Raw genomic sequence first — 22,596 nt, 5'->3', positions numbered from 1 at the left:
TATTTGCAGTCAATGTACTCACCCTCCTTAAGCTTAGGTTGTCCATTTATGCACCTTACAATCAGGTAACTTTTACTATGTGTTTTTCACTTTGCTGTATTTATTTAACAATGCGTTTATTTCTCCACCAATCATAATAATAATACCCGTTAAATAAAACCAAATCATTAATATAATGATTCCACCAATACTCCCATATGTCGCCGAGTAATTTCCAAAATTACTCACATAATAAGAAAACGCATAGGAAGATAGAATCCAGCCAATTGTAGCAAAAAGTGAACCTGGGATAACTGTCACATTGGTTAAACGCTTATTAGGAGCAAACCAGTACAATCCACTAAAGATAATAAAGATGATAAGCGGACTCGCCAGCCATCTAAGGGCATTCCATATGCTCAAAAATTGCTCAGTCAATCCAAATGCATCAAAGATAAATAGACCAATTTGTCTCCCAAACACAGGTAATAATAATGCTACTAAGAAAACAAAAACCATAGAAATAGTTAAAAGCATAGCAATACCTCTTGCAACAATAAATGATCGACTTTCAACGACATCATATGCCTTATTAAAAGCCCTCATGATGCCATTTATCGCGGCAGACGCGGACCACAATGTACCGATAATACCAATTGATAACAGAGCCCCATTTTTCGTTGTGACAGCACTCAAATTGTCTTCCAATAATGACATAATTTCTTTTGGTGCGAAATCTCTAACGATAGCAAATATATCCTCTTGAGTAATCGGTAAATAAGGTAGCAATGATATCAAAACAATTAATAATGGAAAAAGTGATAGAAGAAAGAAGTAGGCCAATTGTGCAGCTACGCCGAAAACATCATCCTTATCTATTTGCTCCCATAGTTCCTTTCCAAAAGTAGTGACTTGTTTCATCAGCGATCCCCCAAACCTTGTTAGTTATTCCTAACATTCCCTTCTAACGTCGCTTCTGAAACCTCTACTTCACTTTTAGGGTCATTTAAGGCTTCTCTTGTTTCAATTGCTTTTGTTTTAATATCCTCAATTGTGGTCGTTAAGAAAGCCACATCTTCGCCGATTTGCTGGGCGGCTGTTCTAACCTTTAAAGAGACACCTTTCACTTGTTGAACGGCTTCATCGGGATTTTTTATGTAATATTTTGCACTTTCTGTCGTTTCTCTGCATTTAGATTTTGCATTTTCTCTTGTATCACGGTCTAGCATCGTGAGCGCTCCGCCTGCTATCGCTCCAAGGACAACACCTTTCCAAAACAATGATTTTCCCATTTTCCTCACTCCTTTATTTTTTTAATCTACCTATACTTTATTTTCTTTTTTTCGCTAAAAACACGCAAGCTTTACACCTATCAATGGTTGACTTTTCACTTTAACCATGGAAAGATTATACTACTGATATATTATGGGGGGAAATCAAGTGAATTTATCACAGAAATCAACTGAAAATGTCGATTTTATGATCGAAAAAATCAAGGAAAAACTAAAAGTATTAAATATTGGCGCCATTAAATCTTCTCATTTTGACGAAGAAATGTATGAAGAATTAAAAGATATTTACGATTTAGTGATGAAAAAAAATCATTTCAGTCCTAATGAAATGCAAGCAATCGCTGAAGAATTAGGAAACTTGCGCAAGAATAAATAAGTCCTTATTATAAGCAGCTGCAAATCATGCAGCTGCTTTTAGTTTTATTGCTCAGTTAAAATCGTGATACCATCTTTACCGACAGCAATGGTATGTTCATATTGAGCTGATAGACCACCATCAACTGTTCGCGCAGTCCAGCCATTTTGATCCATCTTCATATGGTGCATCCCAGTATTCACCATTGGTTCAATAGTAAAAACCATACCTTCTTTTATTCTTGGTCCTTTATGAGGGAGGCCAAAATGAGGAACATCCGGCTTTTCGTGGATGCTTGCCCCTATCCCATGACCAATAAATTCCCTTACTACCGAGAATCCTTTCTCTTCAACAAACTGTTGAATCGCATAACCAATATCTCCAATTCGGTTGCCTATCTTCACCTGCTCAATTCCTTTATATAATGATTCCTTTGTGACATCTAATAGGGTAGATACCTTTTCATTCACTTCTCCAACGCCGTACGTCCAAGCTGAATCTGCAAGAGCACCATTATAATTGACCACCATATCAATCGTTACAATGTCGCCTGATTTTAATGGTTCCCTCCTCGGAAATCCGTGACAAATTTCATCATTAATGCTGGCACAGGTAGCATATTCATACCCGCGATAGCCCTTTTGCTCAGGTGTAGCCCCTATTTTCTTCAGATAGGCATCGACAAATTCTTCAATTTCCCATGTGGTTACACCCGGTTTAATTTTCATGGCAATCTCTTTATGACATTCAGCAAGTACCTTACCTGCTTCATGCATCTTTTCAATCTCTCTAGGTGATTTCAACACGATCAATAGCAAAACCTTCTTTCAGTCACTGTTATATTAAAAGTTATTATACTCTACTTATTAATATTAGCGCTGAATGAAAAGTTTTACAAAAATCATGCAACGTTTGCTTTTCAGAAATTATCCGAGTAATTTTAAAGACTCTCTTGTAAAGGCAGGAATATCATCAGGTGTACGGCTCGTCACAAGTTGATCCTGACAAACCACTACTTCTTTATCCTGAAGTTTAGCTCCTGCATACTCCATATCTACATGAATCGATTTATAGCCTGTTGCTCCTCTACCTTCTAATGTTTTAGCAGAAATTAATAATTGTGGTCCATGACAAATAGCAAAAACAGGTTTTTTCGCATCCATCATCTTTTTCGTAAATTGAACAAAACGATCATCTGCTCTTAACATATCAGGAGAAAATCCACCTGGAATAAAGAGAGCATCAAACTCATCTGCATTCACATCATCTATACCTTTATCAATTGTCACTTGATCATTACCTTGTTTCCCTTTTACGACTTTACCAGCCTCAGTTTCAATTGTAATAACCTCATGTCCTGCTTCCTTATAACTTTTTGCTGGCTCTGTATACTCAGAGTCCTCAAACATATCGGTAATTAGACAAGCAATTTTTTTACTCATTTACTATCTCTCCTTTATGGTTTATATTGTTGGTTATATTATGTCCGTTCCCTGAAAGTCTTCCCTTAAAACATATATGTATGTTAATTAATATATCAAAGAAAACATGCTCTACAACTATACTTGATATTTATTTTCTGTTAAAATTCTTTTAGAACGGTAAGAATTCAATCTATTCAGTTTATACAGTCTCATTTATATCGGCAGCTCCGTAATGTAATGATTAAAAATTTTTTATTACAATTAAAAGACTAAGCGATTACAATTTACGGACATAAGCGGTTGGATTCTCTTTTTTTGATATGATACTGTTAACAACAAAGATAGATAGGGTGAACGTGATGATTGGTAATCGAGTCAAAGCATTAAGACAAGAGAAAAAAATGTCTTTATCAGAGCTTGCAGATCAAGCAGGAGTAGCAAAATCCTACTTAAGCTCATTGGAGAGAAATTTACAAACGAACCCTTCCATTCAATTCCTCGAAAAAATCGCAGCTGTACTCAATGTACCTGTTGATCACCTTATCCATGATCAAATTAATAAAGAAGAATTAGATACTGATTGGATAAATATAGTCAAAGAAGCGATGGAATCTGGGGTTTCAAAAGAAGAATTTCGGGAGTTTCTCGACTTTAATAAGTGGAAGACTAGAAATAAATAAGACAAGCTTACAAACGAATCTATAAAGATAAAAAGAGATATGAATGAAACCTCCGATAATCTTCGCGATTATCGGAGGTTTTTTTCTTTTTATATTTTTTTGTTCTATTTTAACCATAATCGTAAGCTCATTAATTCGGAGGCCTCGACGTCATGTTAATCCTCTTCTTTAGCTTGTAGAAAAATTCTCACCTCTTCTTTATTCAAACCTAATTGTTTTGCTTCTTCAATAAGGGCAAGCCATTCTTCATCTAGTGTTTCTATAACTAAAGACCTTTCCAAATTAAATCCCCCTTTAGACTTGAAGCATATTCTTAATTAGTCCTATTTTGCAATAAACCCCGCTTTATTTTCAGACTATTGTAGATATTTACATTTTACTACTTGTTCATTCTAAAATCTGCTAATTTTTTTCTTCATTTTCAATCAAAAAACGACAAGAGTATAATGAAACTTGTAGAATAGAGGAATAAATCGGAACTTTTAAGTTGAAAACTACCCATAAATGAAAAAACTGAACTTCAATTCCTCCCTCTAAAAGTTTGATTGATGTTCAGTTTCCTCTTTGATTTTTAAAATTAGATACTTTATATCTTGATTTATAATTGCATAGCAAGTTTTGCCCCAATTTCAGCATTATGCTTAACTAATGCAATATTGGCAGCCAAGCTTTTACCACCGGTTAATTCTTTAATCATAGATAAGAGAAATGGTGTGATCTCTTTCCCTGAGATACCTTCTTCTTCTGCGTGAACAAGAGCTTGATCAATCATCTCATTCATTTCCAATTCATTCATAGCATCCGCTTCTGGTATCGGATTAGCAATAACTAGCCCTCCATTTAAGCCTAGTCCCCACTTTACCTTCATCATTTCAGCAATTTCTTTTATCTCATCCACACGAATAGTAACATTATACGGGCTCTTTCTCGTATAAAAAGCGGGTATCTTATCTGTACGGTAGCCGATGATTGGGACACCATATGTTTCTAAATATTCAGCTGTTAATTTAATATCGAGGATCGATTTAGCACCGGCACAAACGACAGCGACATTTGTCTTTGCTAATTCCTGCAAATCGGCTGATATATCCATTGTTTCACTTGCCCCTCTGTGCACACCTCCAATACCCCCTGTTACAAATACTTCAATCCCTGCTAGTTCTGCACAAATCATCGTGGCAGCAACAGTTGTCGCTCCATGTTTCTTCGCTGCAATGACATAGGGAAAATCTCTTCTGCTAACTTTCATAATTGAATCGTTCGTTGCAAGTAGTTCAAGTTCTGCGTCTGATAGCCCAATTTTAATTCTACCTTCTATAATAGCAATGGTTGCTGGGATTGCCCCATTCTGCCTGATAATCATTTCAACTTCTTTGGCTGTTTGCACATTTTGAGGGTAAGGCATACCGTGAGAGATGATTGTTGATTCGAGTGCGACAATTGGTTTTAACTGTTTTTTTGCTTCGATCACCTCATCAGAGTAATCTAACCAATCTTTTCTCATTTGTAACAACTCCTCTAAAAATATTCTTGAAAGGCATGTTGTAGTTTCTTTTGGCTTAATTGTGGATGAACCGTTTCCTTACTTGTAAGCGTTACACTTGCACAGATTATTCCTATTTTACAAGCATCTTCTATATGCATGCCTTTATGATGTGCATAAATAATTCCTGATGCTAAGGCATCTCCAGCACCTGTTACATCAACGACCTGAACAAAAGGGGGCATAATAGCTCCTGCCTCTCCATCTTGTGTGGCGAAAACAAGGCCCTTTTCCCCTCTCGTTATTATCACTCTTTCTACACCCTTTGCTAAAATGATTTCACATGCTTTAAAGTAATCTCCTTCACTTGTAAGTTTTACTCCAGAAAGCAAACTTGCCTCATCTTTATTGGCAATAAGAAAACTCACACCTAATAGTTGAGCAGGGAGTCTTTTTATTTTCGCTGTAGATACTGTCGTAATACATAATGGTGTGTTGAATTGTTTACATTTTTCTATTACTCTTGTCAATATAACACTTGGGAAATTTGTATCTAGAACAACCATTTTAGCCGAAGTAAAATACCCCCATCGTGATTCGATTATCTCCATATCGAGGATATCGTTAATTCCCATATCAGATAATGCTATTCTCATTTCTCCCTTTTTATCCAACACTGCTGTATAAGTTCCTGTTCGGCAAGTAGGTATAATAATCGATGGTGTTGTATCTACTAGTGGCTTTAGGCGATCAAACAACCATGTACCTTCGTGATCTTCACCGATAACAGATAATAAAGAAACGGACATTTCAAGTCTAGCCAAATTCTCCGCGATATTCCTTGCTACCCCTCCTCCTGATTGTTCAGTTTTCGCAGGATTCGATGTCCCTTCATCTAAGCTGTCCACAGCTTGCAATTTTCTATCAATATTGGCAGCGCCCACACATAAAATAGATGGTTGCTTTGGTAAAATATAAGCCCTACCTAATATATAGCCATTTTTTGTAAGAGAGGAAATATAGCCTGCAACGGTAGAACGAGAAATGCTTAAGCTGTCTGCTAGCTCAGACTGTGAAATATAAGGATTATCTTTTATGGAATTTAAAATTTGCTGCTCTTTTTCATTCAATGGCTCCCCCTCCTTAAAACATTTGTCTATATTATAAACAATAGTTTGATATTTCTGCAAATTCTAATTATATTCATGGGGTTTTACATAAAAAAACAGATAAACTCTTTCGAAGTTTATCTGTTGGTTGTCAATTCTCTCGGAAGTATTAAAATTTCTACTCTACGATTTCTTTCTCTTCCCGTAACCGTATCATTCGATTCTTTAGGTTTATATTCACCAAAACCTTTGGCGCTAAACCATTCAGGATTAAGTTCTGGATTATGTAAAAGGACTTTCATGAAATTGACAGCTCTCATTACACTGAGTTCCCAGTTTGACTCAAAATTAGCATTCCGTATCGGTACATTATCTGTATGTCCGCTAATAATAATATTTCTTGGAGGATTCATCACAAGTAGTTCAGAGATTTCTTCTGCTGTTTGTATATCTCTAGCTCTTACTTCTGCACTACCTGAAGAGAATAATACATTATCTCGAATCGTCACAAGCAGTCCTTCAGTTGTAAGCTCCGTTTCAAACTTATCAGTAATATCATTACTGATAATATAGTGATCAACTTTGGCTTTTAATTTTTTAAGTTCCTCAGTATCTTGTTCCTCATCAGAAAGACCAGACAGTTGACTAGCTGACACACTTTCTTTTTTTTGAGGGGCCATACTTCCTTCTGGCATTGGGCTAGGAAAATCAATTACACCATTACCTCCAGAAAAAACCTCATTAAACGCTGTGGACATTTTTTGAAACTTTTGAACATCGATTGCACTAGAAGCAAATAAGACGATAAATAAAGCAACTAATAATGTAAGTAAATCCGCATAAGGCAGTAACCAGGATTCATCAACATGCTCATCTTCGTGACTCTTCTTCTTCCTTCTAGTCATGATTCTATGCTTCCTTCTTCTATAAATTCTTTTCTTTCTTTTCCTGGTAAATAGGAAGATAGTTTTTGCTCAATTACACGTGGAGATTCTCCCTCCAAAATAGATAAAATCCCCTCTATCATCATCCTCTTATGTTTAGCTTCTATTTTAGATTTCCTCTTTAACTTATTTGCAAATGGATGCCACAATACATATCCCGTAAAGATACCTAACATCGTAGCCACAAATGCAGCACTTATTGCTTCACCTAATGCGTTAATATCGCTCATATTTCCTAATGCCGCAATTAATCCAATTACTGCACCTAATACACCTAGTGAGGGGGCATATGTTCCTGCTTGAGAAAATATTTGCGCTGCCGATTGATGGCGCTCTTCCATTGCATCAATTTCTTCATTTAATACGTCTCTAATATAATCGGCACTCTGTCCATCCACTGCAAGTGATAAACCATTCTTCAAAAAGGGATCATTGATTTCATTTATTCTTACTTCTAATGATAACAACCCCTCTTTACGTGCAAGCTGAGCCCAATCAGCAAATTGGCTAATGATTTGAGACATCGGTAATGTCTCTCTTTCTTTGAATATTACGCCCATTATTTTAGGTATTCTTTTCACTTCAGAGACTGGAAAAGCGATTAAAACAGACGCTACTGTCCCAACGATAATAATCATAACGGCAGCCGGATTTACTAATACACCCAGTCCTACTCCTTTTAGAAACATACCTAACACAACTGCAATAATTCCTAATATGACACCTATCCAAGTTGTTTTATCCATCCTTATCACACCTACTTCAAAAAATACTTACTTCAAAACTTTTTACTCATTACTTTTTTATCAGATACTGGTTTCTTTGTTTTATTTCGACATATTTCTATGTAATTGAAGCATCTTAATAAGGTCTTTTATCCTATTTGTCTTTTTGTGTTTATATACATAAAAAAACCACACAAAAATGAATGAATAGCATCATTTTGTATGGTTATTTAAAAAGCTTGTTTTCGATTTTCTGTTCATAATTTTTGAAAATTTGTGTATTTGTTGCCACTTTTCTTTCTGATAACAAAGCTTGGAATTTTAACCTCTTTTCATTCAGCTCTTTTTTTAGTTCTCCTTCTTTCTCTTCATTCTCACAACTTGCAATTAATTGTTCAATTGTTAGCATCTCTTTCCTAAGATCGATTTCTTTTGTTGTATATCCTGCATTTTTCATTATTTTATAAGACATTCTTAGAGATTCTGGTACCCCACTTAGTTCATCTTTCGGTAATGGCTTACCATGCCCTTTTAAATGAGCAAACTCTCCCTGTCTTTGCGCTTGTTTGATTTTCTCTTCTGCTAAAATTGAGAATAAATCCATTAAATGAACACCTCACCTTCATCTTATTATACTCCATGCAGTTACATATCCCTAACGAATGAAGGGAAATATAAAATAGAAAGGAGCGATTCACTATGTCAAGAGGTAAACATTTTAATCATAAGAACAAACAGCATCCAGGTGCGTTTAATGAACAATATCAAAAAGAAAAATCAACTGAAGCGCAAGAAGACGAGGAGTTTTTAGTCGTTCAAGAAGCCTTTAAAAATCGCATTGAACAAAGTGAAAACCGTTAATATTCTTATTAGGCTGTAACCTTAGGGCTTACAGCCTTTTTTAAAAAAAATTAATGATAAGCTTTATTTTTTAGCCACTCCGTGCACTTTTCGATATCGTTAGAAAAAATACGATCCTGGTTAATTGTTGGTACAATGGTTCGCCCTTGTTCATATAGTGAGCGGGTATGATTAGCCATTTTATCTATTCCCTTAAATTCAACCGCTTGCATAGCACAAATCAATTCAATTGCGATCACTTTATTTACATTTTTTATGATTTGATAGGCATGCCTTGCACCAATTGTTCCCATACTTACATGATCCTCTTGATTAGCAGAAGAAGGAATAGAATCAACACTAGCAGGATGAGCCAGTGTTTTGTTCTCTGACACGAGTGAAGCTGCACAATATTGCATAATCATGGCACCTGATTGCAGCCCCGGTTCTGGGCTAAGAAAAGCGGGCAATTGATTGAGTTGTGGATTAACTAACCTTTCTATTCTTCTTTCAGATATATTCGCTAACTCAGCAACGGCAATTTTCAAAAAATCCATAGCTAACGCAATGGGTTGACCATGAAAATTCCCGCCTGAAATTACTTTTTCTCCATCATCAAAGATTAAAGGGTTATCTGTTGCAGCATTCATTTCAATTTCGAGCTTTTCTTTCACATAGTTAAGTGCTTGCCAAGTAGCCCCGTGTACTTGCGGAATACATCTTATAGAGTAGGCATCCTGGACCCTCATTTCTCCTTGAACAGTAGTTAACTTACTACCACTTAAGTATGACCTCATTCGTTTTGCTGTTGCGATTTGTTCAGGATAACCACGAGCTTCATGTACTTGATGATCAAATGCATCGATTATCCCATTTAATGCTTCTACCGATATAGCTGCAATCTTTTCGCTTTCAAAAGCTAAGTTTTCTGCTTCAATATAGGCGATAACTCCTTGAGCGGTCATAGCTTGTGTACCGTTAATCAACGCAAGACCTTCTTTTGCTTCTAAAGTCAGCGGAGTAAGATCACATGCCTGTAGTACTTCTGCGCTCTTTTGTTTTTGTCCATTGAAAAAGACTTCACCTTCACCAACTAGTGTAAGTGCTAAATGGGATAGCGGTGCTAAATCACCACTTGCACCTAAGGATCCTTGCTGAGGAACGACGGGATGAATTCGTTGATTAAGGTAAGTAAGTAGTCTATTAATTAATGCAAGACGAACCCCTGAATGCCCTTTTATGAGCGCATTAGCCCTTAACAATAACATTGCCCGCGAGACCTCCTCTGAGAACGCCTCACCCACTCCACATGCATGAGAGCGTATTAAATGGATCTGCAACTCCTCTACATGTTTGCGATCAATATGAACATCACTAAACTTACCGAAACCAGTCGTAATCCCATATACCGTTTTTCCTTCCGCAACGATTCTCTTTACAGCCATATGACTTCTTTCTACATTTTCTATACTCTTACGGGCAATTTTAACTTCTTCCCCATGAAAGACAACCGCTTTCACTTGCTCTATCATCAGATGTTCCCCTGTTAATTCAATCATCTTATTACCTCCTTATCACATTAGCAAAATAAAGAAAAGACCCGAGTATCACCGAAATGATACTTGGGTCTTTTTATTAAAAAAAATTCATTTTTATTTACGCTCATGATACGTCACCTATTTGATCTGTCTTATATCTATATTATAAAGCGGTACTTATTCATGTCAATTGATTTTTACCATATTCTACCTGATTACCATGTTAGCAAAATAAAGCAATAGAGCAACCCATATAAATTCATTCCATTTTCCGCTATAATAATTAACGACCCTTTAGTTTAGGAGATTGTTTTTTTTGGAAGGGAGAAATATGAAATCATTAGTATTAGCCGAAAAACCAAGTGTCGGCAGAGAAATAGCCAGAGTATTAGGATGCAATCAGTCGCATAAAAACTATATAGAAGGCAAGCATTATATTGTTACTTGGGCGCTTGGTCACTTAATAGAACTCAAGATGCCCGAACATTACGATAGCAAATACAAACAATGGAAACTAGAAGACCTGCCAATTATTCCTGATAAAATGGGCATCAAGGTAATGAAGCAAACAAGTCATCAATTTAAAACGGTCGAGCATCTTTCCAAGCGAAATGATGTAGGAGACTTTATTATCGCAACCGATGCTGGGCGTGAAGGTGAGTTAGTTGCTAGATGGATTTTAGAGAAGATTAAATGGAAAAAGCCAATCCACCGCCTCTGGATCTCATCTGTCACCGATCGAGCAATACAACAAGGATTTAAGAACCTTAAACCAGGGAAAGACTTTTTAAATTTATATGATTCTGCTGTTTGCAGAGCTGAAGCAGATTGGCTCATCGGATTAAATATTTCACGTGCATTAACAACGAAGTATCAAGAACCTCTTTCTGCTGGTAGAGTGCAAACTCCAACGCTTTCCCTTATTATGGATCGTGAGAAGCAAATCCAGAAATTCACCCCACAGGACTATTGGATGATTCATGCAAAAGTGGGCGTATTAGAAACAGAATGGGAAAACAATGGTGAGAAACGAATCTTTCATAGTGATCAAGCTGAAACGATTAAAAAACAAACAACAAAAGCCAAAGCAACAGTGCAATCGATTACTCGGAAAGAAAGAAGTGAAGCACAACCACTTCCATATGATTTAACTGAGCTACAACGTGATGCCAATAAAAAATTCGGCTTCTCAGCTAAAAAAACATCATCTGTACTGCAAAAATTGTACGAACAACATAAAATCGTAACGTATCCACGTACAGACTCTCGTTATTTAACAAGCGATATGGAAAGTACAATGATGGAAAGATTAGAGGCAATTGCTGGTGCTTATAGTACAGAAGTAAAACCTTTGCTTGCGAAAAAGGGTAAGGTACTTGCCAAAAAGGTATTTAATAATAGTAAAGTGACGGATCATCATGCTATCATACCAACAGAACAAAGAGTACATCTCAGTGATTTATCAACAGATGAGAAAAAATTATTTGATATCATTGCTAAGCGATTCCTTGCTTTATTTTATCCGCCATATCAATATGAGAGTGTACTATTAAAGTTAGATATAGCTGGTGAAACGTTCGTAGCTAAAGAAACCCATATCATTGACTTAGGGTTTAAAACGCTCCATTCATCTACGAATGAACAAAATTCAAAGACTGCGTTGAATCAGTTACAACAAGGGAAACAGCTGCAAGTTCATACAGTCGAGACGGTAAAAAAATTAACAGAGCCCCCTGCTCGCTTAAGTGAAGCCGATCTGTTACAAGGGATGGAGAAATTCGGTTTAGGTACACCTGCAACGCGTGCCGAAATTATCGAAAGGCTTATCTCATCAGAAGTAGTGGAAAGACAGAACGGGCGCTTTCATTCCACCCAAAAAGGAAAGCAGTTAATGGATCTTGTAAATGATGAATTAACATCTCCAGCATTAACAGCTAAATGGGAAAAAGAACTTGAAGCAATCGCACATGGAAAAGCAAAACGTGATGACTTTCTAAAGAAAATTAGACAACAAACGAAGCAAATTGTATCCGAAGTAAAGAAAAGTGATAAGTCTTACCGCGCCCATAACTTAACCGGATCGAAATGTCCTGAATGCGGCTCTTTCTTAAAAGAACGGAATACGAAAGATGGAAAAATCCTCGTTTGTTCGAGTCTTGATTGTAACTTCAGAAAAAGAAAAGATCCAAAGGTTTCTAATCGTCGTTGTCCTCAATGTCATAAAAAGATGGAAGTTCACAACGGGAAAGCCGGCACCTACTTCCAATGTCGCAAATGTAATGTGGTTGAAAAAGCGGCAGATAAGAAACAAAAAGTCAATAAACGTGAAGAAAGAAAGCTTGTTCAGAAATACTCTGCTAAAAATGATCAATTCGGTACGAGCCTTGGTGACTTGTTAAAACAAGCAATGGAAGATAAAGAGTAAACATAACACTGTCAATCCAGTAAGAATCTTGCTGTTTTGGCAGTTTTTTTGTTATATCATGAGCAACTTCTTGCATATGTTTTACCATGTAAACCGTGTAGTTCTTCCCTCTATTTTGTCATGAAGATAAAAAGTTTCTTTTTTCCTATAGAAAAGTTACAATAAGTAAGAAGTTTTTGACAAAGGGAGTGTACATAGTATGAGTACTTTTGAAGAAAAGCTCGACAAATATGCAGAATTAGCGGTTAGAGTGGGTGTCAATATTCAAAAAGGTCAATCATTAGTCATCAATACTTCTATTGATTCTGCCCAATTGGTTCGAAAAATTGTAAAAAATGCTTATGAAGCTGGTGCTGATCAAGTTATTGTGAACTGGAATGATGATATTGTTTCTCGTACAAAGTATGAATTAGCACCGATTGATTCCTTTAAAGAGTATCCGAAATGGCGTGCGCGTGAAACGGAAGAATTAGCTGAAAACGGAGCAGCTTTTATTGCGATTGTCTCTTCTAGCCCTGATTTACTGAAAGGAATTGACCCTGAGAAAATCAGCACATTCCAAAAAGCATCAGGTCAAGCATTAGCAAAATATCGTAAAGCTGTGCAAACAGATAAAGTAAGCTGGACAGTAATATCCGCACCTTCTCAAGCTTGGGCGAATATGGTGTTCCCTGACGCAAAAGAAGAGGAACGAGTCAACTTACTCTGGGATGCTATCTTTAAAGCAACACGAACTGATTTAGATGATCCTATCCAAGCATGGAAAGATCATGATCAAACATTACACGAAAAAGTAGAATACTTAAACGAAAAACGTTATAAAAAATTACATTACACCGCACCAGGAACAGATTTGACGATTGAATTACCAGAAAAACATTTATGGGTTGGTGCTGGAAGCGTCAATGAAAACGGTCATGAATTCATGGCAAACATGCCAACAGAGGAAGTGTTCACAGTGCCACATAAATATGGTGTAAATGGCACTGTCGCAAGCACAAAACCACTTAGTTATGGTGGTAACATTATTGACCGCTTCTCCATTACTTTTAAAGATGGAAGAATAGTTGATTATAAAGCTGAGGAAGGCGAAGCAATTTTAAAACAACTAGTTGAGACAGATGAGGGCTCTCATTATCTGGGTGAAGTCGCGCTTGTACCATTTCAATCACCAATTTCTCAATCAAACCTTCTTTTCTATAACACATTATTTGATGAAAATGCATCGAATCACCTCGCTATCGGCAGCGCCTACGCCTTCTGTGTAGAAGGTGGCAAAAAAATGAATAGTGAAGAGCTAGAAACAAACGGATTAAACGAAAGCATCACCCATGTAGACTTTATGGTCGGTTCCTCTGAAATGGATATTGACGGTATCCTTGAAGATGGTACAACAGAACCTGTATTCCGTAAAGGGGATTGGGCATTTTAATTAAAGCGTTGATATAGAGGCGTTTTGAAGGTCTAAGACCTTGAGTGGTCACAAAAATGGTCACATTTCTTTAGTTTTAAATAAATTATCAAGTTCATCAGCTACGTGTTCCTGCATACTTGGAAGCACGTGGCTATACTTGTCTAATGTAATTTGAATCGAGGTATGTCCAACTCGCTCCGAGATGACCTTTACATTGACATTTTGTTTGATTAGTATCGTGACATGCGTATGTCTTAAATTATGAAAAAGATTGTAGAAGCCCTAGCTTTATTGCTTGGGCTTTAAGTCGTTTGGAAATGGTAGCAGAGTCAAGCGGATTTCCATAACGTGTGCAATCAACTAAATCATAATCATTGAAGTTTGTTCATTGCTTCAACTTATGTCCAACAACATTGATTCTCTCCTTTTTCAGTTGATCTATCAACACGTCAGGGATATGAATCGAACGGACACCAGCATTCGTTTTTGCCCCAACTTTGAACTGCTTTGCGTTTATATCATAGTTTTGTCTGATATAAATAATTTTTTGTTCAAAATCAATATCCTTCCAACGTAAGCCAGTTATCTCACCTTTTCTCATACCTGTTAATAACGCAATTAAATATGCAGTATAAAACCGACGTTTCTTTGAATGTGGAGAACGATCATAGAACAAAAGTAATTCTCGTGTAAAAAACAATTATCTTTTTTAGATATTTGTTTTTTACAACATTATTTTAATTTAAATAATAACTTACTGGTGAATATCTATTATATCGCATTAAACTTATCTGAATTAATAGTAATTTTATGTAGAGTATAGCTAACTTTCATCGATCCCTGTGACTAATAAGTTTAAAATATCGCCACTCTCTATTCGTTTTCAGTTCTATAATCCAACATCCTCAATTTAAACCATTACTTAGCTTCAAAATCAATTTTCAAAGTATAGAAAAATCTCCTAATTTATAAATACTGTTGAAAGTATTTTTGAATTTGCTCTTCTTATTTTAATAACCTACAACAAAGTCTCTATCAATTATTTGCTTGAGACTATCATACAAGCCACCATATTTTTCTCTATCAATATTACTTACTATATCATTTAATAAATCCAACAAGTCATCAATATATTGACTCATACGATTTAATGTCAAGATACTGATTAATTCTTCAATCTTATTTTTAGGGGATATTTTAGTAAACATTACAGGTAAATAACTATCAGTTCCTAAAAGCTCTATATGGACTTGTTCCCAATGTGTTATTAGATTTCTTTTCTTTCTTAATAAGTTAAGTCTTTGAAAGGTTACTTTCTTTGTTATTATTTCTCTTTTAATAAGGATATCAATTCTATCTTTAAAACTTTTTTCTTTTATTTGCAATTCCCTTGATGTTATAGCTACTACTGTTTCTAATGAGGCATTAATACTGTAAATAGCTAAAACACCATACCTTGTATTATCAAAAAATATTTCATTTTCTTTCTCGCCATATATAAATCCTTCCTCTTTATATATTACATCCAGCATTTTTCCAACACAATCTTTTGCATTTTGCATATGTACTGCACCTATCGAATATTCAAACCAATGTGTCACTATATTACGCCTCCACTATACTTCAATTTCAATTTTCTTGACTTCTGAATGTTGCTTCCCCTGTTCTCTTATCGGGTGCGATTCCTAATATTTGTTCATCTAACCAACGGTGAGACTTAGATTTAAAAAGGTACTCATAAACAATAGAATCCTTATTCTTATTGCTGTAAATGTTATATTCACATGACCGCTTTGAGATTTCTAAATCTGGTACAATAATACCGTTTTTCTGCTTTTGAGTTTCAGCTTAAATTTTCATTCAATAATTGTAAAGCGAAATCTACTAGGGAATTTGTTGGTTTCATCCCCACCATTAAACATAGAAGGCCAATATTCTTCACTATTAGCTCCCAAAAAAGCGTTTTTCTAGACATTATCTATTTGTATCCTTTCTTTCAAAATCCACAAAACCCTTATATATCAAACGTTTTCACCTAACATCGACAGCATCAAACAGGACGGCACTATAGCGCCCGTATTCCGTAAAGGAGGTTGGGCATTTTAACTCCTACTTCTCTAAGTAATATTACTATTTGAGGAACAGATTATTGCAAAGCGCTCACTCTCTGGTTTCGCTCTGAGTGACTTGCTAATCCCTTTTGCGTGGCGCTCAGTTCTTGTTTTCTTGCTGAGTGACTTGCAAACTCCTTTTGCAAAGCGCTCACTCTTTGCTTTCTCTCTGAGTGACTTGCTAACTCCTTTTGCGTGGCGCTCAGTTCTTGTTTTCTTGCTGAGTTACCTGCTAACTCTTTTTGCAAAGCGCCCACTCTCTGCTTTCTCTCTGAGTGACCTGCTAACTCCTTTTGCAAAGCGCTCACTCTCTGCTTTCTTGCTGAGTGACCTGCTAACTCCTTTTACGAAGCGCTCACTCTCTGCTTTCTCTCTGAGTGACTTGCTAACTCCTTTTGCAAAGCGCTCTCTCTCTGCTTTCTTGCTGAGTGACTTGCTGATCCCTTTTGCGTGGCGCTCAGTTCTTGTTTTCTCTCTGAGTGACCTGCTAACTCCTTTTGCAAAGCGCTCTCTCTCTGCTTTCTCTCTGAGTGACCTGCTAACTCTTTTTGCAAAGCGCCCACTCTCTGCTTTCTTGCTGAGTGACCTGCTAACTCTTTTTGCAAAGCGCCCACTCTCTGCTTTCTCTCTGAGTGACCTGCTAACTCCTTTTGCAAAGCGCTCTCTCTCTGCTTTCTTGCTGAGTGACCTGCTAACTCCTTTTGCAAAGCTCTCTCTCTCTGCTTTCTCTCTGAGTGACTTGCTAACTCCTTTTGCAAAGCGCTCTCTCTCTGCTTTCTCTCTGAGTGACTCGCTAATCCCTTTTGCATGGCGCTCAGTTCTTGTTTTCTTGCTGAGTGACCTGCAAACTCTTTTTGCAAAGCGCCCACTCTCTGCTTTCTCTCTGAGTGACCTGCTAACTCCTTTTGCGAAGCGCTCACTCTCTAGTTTCTCTCTGAGTGACTTGCTGATCCCTTTTGCGTGGCGCTCAGTTCTGTTTTTCTTGCTAGCGACTTGCCATGCGAGAATCCTTTGAATTTAGGCAGCACAAATAGGCTGCTACTATCTTGTTTTTAAAAATTTCGCAGCCTACCTATGGTCAAAATATAATGTTTTATTGCTTGCTTAATGAGATTTGCTTGATCTCTCCTGATTCATTCGTATAGGTTTTAAGAACATATTTATCTGCAAGAAATTCAGAATAGATTAAACCGTTCTCCTCTTCTTGTTTAACTGGATCTCCTAATAACTTCTTGAGATCTGCTAATGAAGATTGTAATCTTTCCCCTGGGATGGCAACAGTAGATACAGCCCCATCTTCTCTGTTATAGTAGTAGATTGTTTCTGGATACATTAAATACTGTTGACCATGAAGTATTCCCTCTTGAATGTAATAAGGATTAGATTTTTTTATGTCTTCTATGTTCGTACCAATTGGATAAGGGCCACCCATAGGTATACCCATTTTCGCTCTTTCAATCACCTCTTTAGTCAATTCAATATTTTCATAAGGATAAAACACTTCTTCCGTCTCGCTCCAAATATCCATCCAAGACTGATCTAATAAAGATTGATAAGCACCAGAATCTTCAGTTACCGTTGCTTCATCATAAAGGGAAAGGACTAATGGATCTTTTTGTAATTCCCAGCTACGAAAAATCGATTCATTTTGATTAACTGGATAGGCTGATTGAAGGATATTTTGACTTAAGGATTTAAGTTTTCTATCTGTTAAGTTAAGCAATTCTCCGCCTTCAATCGGTACCTCTCTCAATATCCCTTGGTCCATTGAAATAACACGAAGTGACGATACTTCCTCACTCTTTTCAAGCGATAATATAATAAGCGTTTGTTTATTTGTATTCAGTGAATAGATATTATTCTTATTGAATTTCTCATAGGCAAGCTCTTGGCTATATGCCAGTTTACCATTCTCTTCAGCAACAAAAAATGAATATTGATTGCTATCATCTTGATTTGAGGAAATATATACTTCATAACTTTTATCCCCATCCACCATTGTTGTTTCGTAAATGGCATTTTCTTTAAGGACCGCCACCTGTTGTTTTTCTACTTCATCTGCTTCATGAGCAACAGTTGAACTTGGTTCCATTTCTTGTTTATTCACCTTTGACTCATTCATGCAACCAGACATGAGGGTAGTTAACATTAATATATATAAATATTTCTTCATTTAAATCTCCCTATCAACAAAAATCACTTGGCCCTTGCCAAGTGCTTAATATTCTAAGTAAAGTCCTTTTTTATGAAAGACTAGTTGTCAATTTTATTTTTAAGCTATCATACATTTCTTTATTGACATTCTAAATTGTAACAAATCTGAAACAATACTACAAACAGAATAAATAATCGTAAAGTAAACTTAATGTCCTGAATTCTCCCGTTTACTATGTTTAAATATTTATATACAATGTTTCTTAAAGAATTCAACATAAGAACTACTTTTTGATTTGGAGGGATTTTTTACTATGTTACAAGAATTTAAGAAATTTGCTATGAAAGGGAATGTGTTAGACCTGGCAATCGGGGTCATTATAGGGGCAGCATTTGGAAAAATTGTTACTTCTCTAGTGAATGATCTGATTATGCCTATTCTTGGAATCTTTATCGGTGGCGTCGATTTCACAAAACTCTCTTATTCCCCTCCATTTGGGGAATCTGTTATCCTATATGGACAATTTATTCAAACCGTTTTCGACTTTTTGATTGTCGCTTTTTCCATATTTCTTTTTGTCCAATTTATGAACAAAAGAATTAGGAAAAAAGAAGAAGAAGAGACTACGCCTGAACCGCCAGAAAAAGATGCAAAAGAAGAATTACTAATCGAAATTCGTGACTTGTTGCAAAAACAAGAGCAGAACACACTTGATATAAGCAAAAAACAAAATCATGAGTCCTAAATAAAAATATGAAAGAACAAATGATAGACATCTCATCATATCATTTGTTCTTTTTCCTATTTCCCACATAAATGCTCCTGCATCAGTACACACAGGTAATCTTATATAGAAAGAAGTGGTCCAATGCCATCATCTATTCAAAAACAATATTTTCGTCGTGTTATTATTATTTTTGTGATTTCTCTTGCTATTGCCACTATTGGAGTCTTCCTTGGTACAGTTGTTCCAAGCCAATATTTTCTTCCGATCAAGATAATTGAAGTAATTATGTTAATCATCGCTTTTTTTCTTAGACGAAAAAAGGGGATTTCCTACTTTTTCTTATTCTTATTTACCTTTATATCTGGTTTGTCTATTTATCCCATTCTATATCAATATGTGTCTTCAATAGGTATGCAAACGATACTAATGACGCTCATAGCAACAACTATCATTTTTATTTTTATTGCGAGCTATGCCACTATTACAAATAAAGATTTTAGTTTTTTAGGCGGTATATTATCAATTGCCTTACTTGCCTTTATCATCATGGCTATCATACGAATCTTTTGGCCATTAGATGACACTTCACTACTCATTTATTCATTTATAGGTGTCCTTATATTCAGTGGCTATATTCTATATGACTTTAATCGTTTGAAAAAATACGGTATTAAAAAAAGTCAAATCCCAACTTACACTTTGAATTTGTATTTAGATTTTATTAATCTCTTCCTAAACTTACTTAGACTAATTGGTTTACTGAAAGATAGAAAATAACATGTAACATGATAAAAATGACAGAATACTTCTGTCGTTTTTTTTATGCCCAAAAATGAATAAATCTGGATAATCGGAACACTTTATAAACATAATACGAAAAAAGGAGGTTTTTTACGAATGGCAGAACAACACTCTGAAAAGAAAATGTCAAGAAGGCGCTTTATTAGAAACTCTGGTTACGTAGCAGGTGGACTTGTCGGTGGAGGAATCATCGGTGGGCTCATTGGTGCCAATATGAATGATGAGCAAGAAGGTACAAATACACAAGGGGAACATCAAGGAACCAGCTTTCTACAAGCACCTCTTTATTTTACAAACCCTGAAATGTTTGCCGTTTTAGTCGCTGCTTCTGAAAGAATTTTCCCAAGCGATGATAACGGTCCAGGAGCTGATGAATTAGGCGTTGCCTATTATATAGATCACTCGCTCGCTGGTTCTTGGGGGAACAATGCTCGTGAATATATGCAAGGGCCTTTCTTTCCAGGATCTAACTTCCAAGGTTATCAATCCCCTCTTAAGAGACATGAAGTATTTGATACAGGAATAAAGGCATTGCAAAAAGTGGCCAATGACAAACACGATAAGAATTTCCCTGACTTGGAAGGCGAACAACAAGATGCTATCTTAACTTCCTTCCAAAATGATGAGGTTGAGCTCAAAGGAGTAACATCCAAAACCTTTTTTAATATTCTCAGAGCAGCCACGATTGAAGGCGTATATGCTGACCCTGCATATGGAGGAAATATTAATATGGAAGGCTGGAAAATGAAAAACTATCCTGGGCATCAAATGAGTTATTACGACAAAATTGAATCAGATGAATTTATGGAAATTGAACCACAAGCCCTACATTCTTATACAAAATAAGTGGATTGAACAGGAGGAAATACAATGGCTGAAAAATTACCTAAAACCGATGTCGTCATCGTCGGTATGGGCTGGGCTGGTAGCATTATTGCTGCCGAGCTTGGTAAGGAAGGATTAAAGGTTGTTGGATTAGAACGAGGTAAAGAAAGAGGCTTGAAAGATTATTATGTTGTACACGATGAGCTTCGTTATGCTATTCGTTATGAATTAATGCAAGATTTATCAAAGGAAAGTTTGACTTTCCGTAATAATCAAAAGGAAAGAGCCCTTCCCATGCGTCAACTTGGTTCTTTCCTATTAGGTGAAGGTTCTGGTGGTTCTGGTGTTCACTGGAACGGCCAATCCTTCCGTTTTTTGCCTTATGATTTTGAAATTAGATCAAAAACAATTGAAAAATATGGTGAAAGTAAAATCAAAGGATTACAAATTCAGGATTGGGGCATTACATACGACGAATTGGAACCATATTTTGATAAATATGAGAAGGTCGCTGGTATTAGTGGTGAAGAAGCTCATTTTGGACCGGAACGTTCCAATCCATATCCGACACCACCGATGAAAGAGACACCATTAACCAAACGGTTTAAAGATGCAACAAACTCATTAGGTATGCATCCATACCATATGCCTTCAGCTAATTTAAGTGAACCATATGAGAACATGTACGGTGCAAAGATTGCTAACTGTCAATATTGTGCATTTTGCGAACGCTTTGGTTGTGAATACGGTGCAAAGGCAGATCCAACTGTTGCCGTCATTCCTTATGCTAAGGAAACAGGCAATGTAGATATACGCAATTTTGCTAATGTAACTGAAATCATCCATGAAGGTGGAAAAGCAACCGGTGTGAAATTCGTAGATGTATTAACGAAAGAAGAATTTATTCAACCGGCTGATACAGTCGTGCTTACGAGCTATGTCATGAATAATACGAAACTACTTCTCCATTCAAAAATAGGCAAAGCCTATAACCCAGAAAACGGGACTGGTGTGATTGGTAAAAACTATTGTTATCAGATTCTCCCTGGCTCTACAGGCTTTTTTGAAGAAGAACGCTTTAACACTTTTATGGGGGCAGGAGCATTAGGTGCAACAATTGATGATTATAATGGTGATAACTTTGATCACTCAGATCTAAACTTTATCCATGGCGGCTCTATCTCCATTAATCAATCAGGTAAACGACCGATTGGCTCAAATACCGTTCCATCTGGTACACCAAACTGGGGAGCTGAATTTAAGGCACAATCCATTAAGTATTTTACAAGATCACTCAATATTGGAACACAAGGTGCTTCCATGCCTGTACAACATAATTTTATGGACCTTGATCCGACGTACAAAGACGCTTATGGTCTACCATTGCTTCGTTTAACTTATGACTTTACAGAACAAGATAAAGAGCTTTATAACTATATCGGCAAAATTGCAGATCAAATTATGCTTGAAATGGGCGCAGATAAAGTAAATGAACGTTCGAATCTTGAAAGTTATGATATTGTGCCATATCAAACAACCCATAATACAGGTGGTGTCATTATGGGCGCTGAACCGGAAACATCTGCTGTTAATAATTATCTGCAAATGTGGGATGCTGAGAATGTATTTGTTGTAGGTGCCTCTGCTTTTGCGCATAATGGGGGCTATAACCCAACGGCAACTGTTGGTGCACTCGCATTCAGAGCAGCAGAAGGTATCCTCAAATATAGCAAAGAAGGTGGCATGCTCGCCTAATTAGTAGGAAAGGG

Annotated in this window: 26 protein-coding genes; 9 read left to right on the top strand and 17 right to left on the bottom strand. The window is 36.4% G+C overall.

Annotated elements, in window-relative coordinates; all coding sequences use genetic code 11:
* Nucleotides 1-75: 75 nt before the first annotated feature.
* Together LG276_RS07045 and LG276_RS07040 are read right to left on the bottom strand one after the other, a co-directional pair.
* Entirely contained in the window at nt 76-900 is an 825-nt protein-coding gene (locus LG276_RS07045; RefSeq protein WP_095370079.1) for a YihY/virulence factor BrkB family protein, read from the bottom strand.
* Nucleotides 901-920: 20 nt separating this feature from the next.
* Nucleotides 921-1,271 carry a YtxH domain-containing protein gene (locus LG276_RS07040; RefSeq protein ID WP_224935461.1) on the bottom strand — a complete coding sequence of 117 codons (351 nt, stop codon included), beginning with the start codon at nt 1,269-1,271 and terminating at the stop codon, nt 921-923.
* Between the two features lie 148 nt (nt 1,272-1,419).
* Between LG276_RS07040 and LG276_RS07035 the strand changes: the two genes are divergently transcribed.
* A complete protein-coding gene (locus tag LG276_RS07035) occupies nt 1,420-1,647 on the top strand; it encodes a DUF1128 domain-containing protein (RefSeq protein WP_191815858.1) in 228 nt (75 codons plus the stop codon).
* A 44-nt stretch (nt 1,648-1,691) separates the two neighbouring features.
* Here LG276_RS07035 and map read toward each other — a convergent pair whose 3' ends face one another.
* Nucleotides 1,692-2,438, bottom strand: a complete 747-nt coding sequence (gene map, locus LG276_RS07030; protein ID WP_251163103.1) for a type I methionyl aminopeptidase — start codon at nt 2,436-2,438, stop codon at nt 1,692-1,694.
* Nucleotides 2,439-2,552: 114 nt separating this feature from the next.
* Nucleotides 2,553-3,068: a type 1 glutamine amidotransferase domain-containing protein gene (locus LG276_RS07025; protein ID WP_251163104.1), complete on the bottom strand. Its 516-nt coding sequence runs from the start codon at nt 3,066-3,068 to the stop codon at nt 2,553-2,555.
* A gap of 341 nt (nt 3,069-3,409) precedes the next feature.
* On the opposite strand from LG276_RS07025, the gene LG276_RS07020 reads away from it, so the two are divergent.
* The gene (locus LG276_RS07020; protein WP_095370084.1) at nt 3,410-3,730 is read left to right on the top strand and encodes a helix-turn-helix domain-containing protein; all 321 of its coding nucleotides are present in this window, start codon (nt 3,410-3,412) and stop codon (nt 3,728-3,730) included.
* Between the two features lie 155 nt (nt 3,731-3,885).
* Here LG276_RS07020 and sinI read toward each other — a convergent pair whose 3' ends face one another.
* From sinI to LG276_RS06990, 6 genes are all read right to left on the bottom strand, one after another.
* Nucleotides 3,886-4,011, bottom strand: a complete 126-nt coding sequence (gene sinI / locus LG276_RS07015) for a DNA-binding anti-repressor SinI (protein WP_224935452.1) — start codon at nt 4,009-4,011, stop codon at nt 3,886-3,888.
* 317 nt (nt 4,012-4,328) lie between these two features.
* Nucleotides 4,329-5,234: a pseudouridine-5'-phosphate glycosidase gene (locus LG276_RS07010; protein WP_251163105.1), complete on the bottom strand. Its 906-nt coding sequence runs from the start codon at nt 5,232-5,234 to the stop codon at nt 4,329-4,331.
* A gap of 14 nt (nt 5,235-5,248) precedes the next feature.
* Complete coding sequence (locus LG276_RS07005) at nt 5,249-6,343, bottom strand: carbohydrate kinase (RefSeq protein WP_224935446.1); 1,095 nt, start codon at nt 6,341-6,343, stop codon at nt 5,249-5,251.
* Nucleotides 6,344-6,459: 116 nt separating this feature from the next.
* Nucleotides 6,460-7,227 (bottom strand): flagellar motor protein MotB, encoded by a 768-nt coding sequence (gene motB / locus LG276_RS07000; RefSeq protein WP_224935443.1) that lies wholly within the window; start codon nt 7,225-7,227, stop codon nt 6,460-6,462.
* On the bottom strand, nt 7,224-8,012 hold the full coding sequence (gene motA, locus LG276_RS06995; protein ID WP_224935439.1) for a flagellar motor stator protein MotA: 789 nt from the start codon (nt 8,010-8,012) through the stop codon (nt 7,224-7,226). The genes motB and motA overlap by 4 nt, the downstream gene beginning before the upstream one ends.
* Before the next feature lie 205 nt (nt 8,013-8,217).
* The gene (locus tag LG276_RS06990) at nt 8,218-8,595 is read right to left on the bottom strand and encodes a DUF1992 domain-containing protein (protein WP_095370089.1); all 378 of its coding nucleotides are present in this window, start codon (nt 8,593-8,595) and stop codon (nt 8,218-8,220) included.
* Nucleotides 8,596-8,690: 95 nt separating this feature from the next.
* Here LG276_RS06990 and LG276_RS06985 point away from each other — a divergent pair, with 95 nt between their 5' ends.
* The gene (locus LG276_RS06985; RefSeq protein ID WP_224935434.1) at nt 8,691-8,852 is read left to right on the top strand and encodes a hypothetical protein; all 162 of its coding nucleotides are present in this window, start codon (nt 8,691-8,693) and stop codon (nt 8,850-8,852) included.
* Between the two features lie 50 nt (nt 8,853-8,902).
* On the opposite strand, the gene hutH is transcribed toward LG276_RS06985, so the two are convergent.
* Nucleotides 8,903-10,390: a histidine ammonia-lyase gene (hutH, locus tag LG276_RS06980; RefSeq protein ID WP_251163106.1), complete on the bottom strand. Its 1,488-nt coding sequence runs from the start codon at nt 10,388-10,390 to the stop codon at nt 8,903-8,905.
* A 310-nt stretch (nt 10,391-10,700) separates the two neighbouring features.
* Here hutH and LG276_RS06975 point away from each other — a divergent pair, with 310 nt between their 5' ends.
* Together LG276_RS06975 and LG276_RS06970 are read left to right on the top strand one after the other, a co-directional pair.
* Entirely contained in the window at nt 10,701-12,794 is a 2,094-nt protein-coding gene (locus LG276_RS06975; RefSeq protein ID WP_251163107.1) for a DNA topoisomerase III, read from the top strand.
* 199 nt (nt 12,795-12,993) lie between these two features.
* Entirely contained in the window at nt 12,994-14,226 is a 1,233-nt protein-coding gene (locus LG276_RS06970) for an aminopeptidase (RefSeq protein WP_095370091.1), read from the top strand.
* Nucleotides 14,227-14,286: 60 nt separating this feature from the next.
* Here the strand turns inward: LG276_RS06970 and LG276_RS06965 are convergent, their stop codons facing one another.
* From LG276_RS06965 to LG276_RS06940, 6 genes are all read right to left on the bottom strand, one after another.
* Nucleotides 14,287-14,439 carry a hypothetical protein gene (locus tag LG276_RS06965; RefSeq protein WP_404294402.1) on the bottom strand — a complete coding sequence of 51 codons (153 nt, stop codon included), beginning with the start codon at nt 14,437-14,439 and terminating at the stop codon, nt 14,287-14,289.
* A 154-nt stretch (nt 14,440-14,593) separates the two neighbouring features.
* Nucleotides 14,594-14,884: a tyrosine-type recombinase/integrase gene (locus LG276_RS06960; protein ID WP_251163108.1), complete on the bottom strand. Its 291-nt coding sequence runs from the start codon at nt 14,882-14,884 to the stop codon at nt 14,594-14,596.
* A 334-nt stretch (nt 14,885-15,218) separates the two neighbouring features.
* Entirely contained in the window at nt 15,219-15,809 is a 591-nt protein-coding gene (locus LG276_RS06955; protein WP_251163109.1) for a hypothetical protein, read from the bottom strand.
* A gap of 545 nt (nt 15,810-16,354) precedes the next feature.
* Entirely contained in the window at nt 16,355-16,618 is a 264-nt protein-coding gene (locus LG276_RS06950) for a hypothetical protein (RefSeq protein WP_251163110.1), read from the bottom strand.
* 45 nt (nt 16,619-16,663) lie between these two features.
* Nucleotides 16,664-17,239 (bottom strand): hypothetical protein, encoded by a 576-nt coding sequence (locus tag LG276_RS06945; protein ID WP_251163111.1) that lies wholly within the window; start codon nt 17,237-17,239, stop codon nt 16,664-16,666.
* Between the two features lie 173 nt (nt 17,240-17,412).
* Nucleotides 17,413-18,492, bottom strand: a complete 1,080-nt coding sequence (locus LG276_RS06940; RefSeq protein WP_251163112.1) for a hypothetical protein — start codon at nt 18,490-18,492, stop codon at nt 17,413-17,415.
* A 295-nt stretch (nt 18,493-18,787) separates the two neighbouring features.
* Here LG276_RS06940 and mscL point away from each other — a divergent pair, with 295 nt between their 5' ends.
* From mscL to LG276_RS06920, 4 genes are all read left to right on the top strand, one after another.
* A complete protein-coding gene (gene mscL / locus LG276_RS06935) occupies nt 18,788-19,219 on the top strand; it encodes a large conductance mechanosensitive channel protein MscL (protein ID WP_251163113.1) in 432 nt (143 codons plus the stop codon).
* Between the two features lie 123 nt (nt 19,220-19,342).
* Nucleotides 19,343-19,978 carry a Bax inhibitor-1/YccA family protein gene (locus tag LG276_RS06930; protein WP_251163114.1) on the top strand — a complete coding sequence of 212 codons (636 nt, stop codon included), beginning with the start codon at nt 19,343-19,345 and terminating at the stop codon, nt 19,976-19,978.
* A 120-nt stretch (nt 19,979-20,098) separates the two neighbouring features.
* Nucleotides 20,099-20,848 (top strand): gluconate 2-dehydrogenase subunit 3 family protein, encoded by a 750-nt coding sequence (locus tag LG276_RS06925; protein ID WP_224935411.1) that lies wholly within the window; start codon nt 20,099-20,101, stop codon nt 20,846-20,848.
* Between the two features lie 24 nt (nt 20,849-20,872).
* On the top strand, nt 20,873-22,582 hold the full coding sequence (locus tag LG276_RS06920) for a GMC family oxidoreductase (protein ID WP_251163115.1): 1,710 nt from the start codon (nt 20,873-20,875) through the stop codon (nt 22,580-22,582).
* Nucleotides 22,583-22,596: the final 14 nt, after the last annotated feature.

It is taken from the genome of Cytobacillus kochii (genome assembly GCF_044790165.1).
Taxonomy (GTDB): domain Bacteria; phylum Bacillota; class Bacilli; order Bacillales; family Cytobacillaceae; genus Cytobacillus; species Cytobacillus kochii.
Note: the sequence above shows the minus strand (reverse complement) of the source record. Positions and strands in the feature narration are given on the sequence as shown.

What these genes read in the sequence shown, in the direction of transcription:
- LG276_RS07025 (WP_251163104.1), bottom strand. Translation starts at nt 3,068, where the DNA reads ATGAGTAAAAAAATTGCTTGTCTAATTACCGATATGTTTGAGGACTCT.
- LG276_RS07040 (WP_224935461.1), bottom strand. Translation starts at nt 1,271, where the DNA reads ATGGGAAAATCATTGTTTTGGAAAGGTGTTGTCCTTGGAGCGATAGCA.
- LG276_RS07010 (WP_251163105.1), bottom strand. Translation starts at nt 5,234, where the DNA reads ATGAGAAAAGATTGGTTAGATTACTCTGATGAGGTGATCGAAGCAAAA.
- LG276_RS06970 (WP_095370091.1), top strand. Translation starts at nt 12,994, where the DNA reads ATGAGTACTTTTGAAGAAAAGCTCGACAAATATGCAGAATTAGCGGTT.
- LG276_RS06925 (WP_224935411.1), top strand. Translation starts at nt 20,099, where the DNA reads ATGGCAGAACAACACTCTGAAAAGAAAATGTCAAGAAGGCGCTTTATT.
- LG276_RS06990 (WP_095370089.1), bottom strand. Translation starts at nt 8,595, where the DNA reads ATGGATTTATTCTCAATTTTAGCAGAAGAGAAAATCAAACAAGCGCAA.
- LG276_RS07020 (WP_095370084.1), top strand. Translation starts at nt 3,410, where the DNA reads ATGATTGGTAATCGAGTCAAAGCATTAAGACAAGAGAAAAAAATGTCT.
- LG276_RS06920 (WP_251163115.1), top strand. Translation starts at nt 20,873, where the DNA reads ATGGCTGAAAAATTACCTAAAACCGATGTCGTCATCGTCGGTATGGGC.
- LG276_RS06930 (WP_251163114.1), top strand. Translation starts at nt 19,343, where the DNA reads ATGCCATCATCTATTCAAAAACAATATTTTCGTCGTGTTATTATTATT.
- motB (WP_224935443.1), bottom strand. Translation starts at nt 7,227, where the DNA reads ATGACTAGAAGGAAGAAGAAGAGTCACGAAGATGAGCATGTTGATGAA.
- LG276_RS07045 (WP_095370079.1), bottom strand. Translation starts at nt 900, where the DNA reads ATGAAACAAGTCACTACTTTTGGAAAGGAACTATGGGAGCAAATAGAT.
- mscL (WP_251163113.1), top strand. Translation starts at nt 18,788, where the DNA reads ATGTTACAAGAATTTAAGAAATTTGCTATGAAAGGGAATGTGTTAGAC.
- motA (WP_224935439.1), bottom strand. Translation starts at nt 8,012, where the DNA reads ATGGATAAAACAACTTGGATAGGTGTCATATTAGGAATTATTGCAGTT.
- LG276_RS06975 (WP_251163107.1), top strand. Translation starts at nt 10,701, where the DNA reads ATGAAATCATTAGTATTAGCCGAAAAACCAAGTGTCGGCAGAGAAATA.
- hutH (WP_251163106.1), bottom strand. Translation starts at nt 10,390, where the DNA reads ATGATTGAATTAACAGGGGAACATCTGATGATAGAGCAAGTGAAAGCG.
- LG276_RS06985 (WP_224935434.1), top strand. Translation starts at nt 8,691, where the DNA reads ATGTCAAGAGGTAAACATTTTAATCATAAGAACAAACAGCATCCAGGT.
- LG276_RS06940 (WP_251163112.1), bottom strand. Translation starts at nt 18,492, where the DNA reads ATGAAGAAATATTTATATATATTAATGTTAACTACCCTCATGTCTGGT.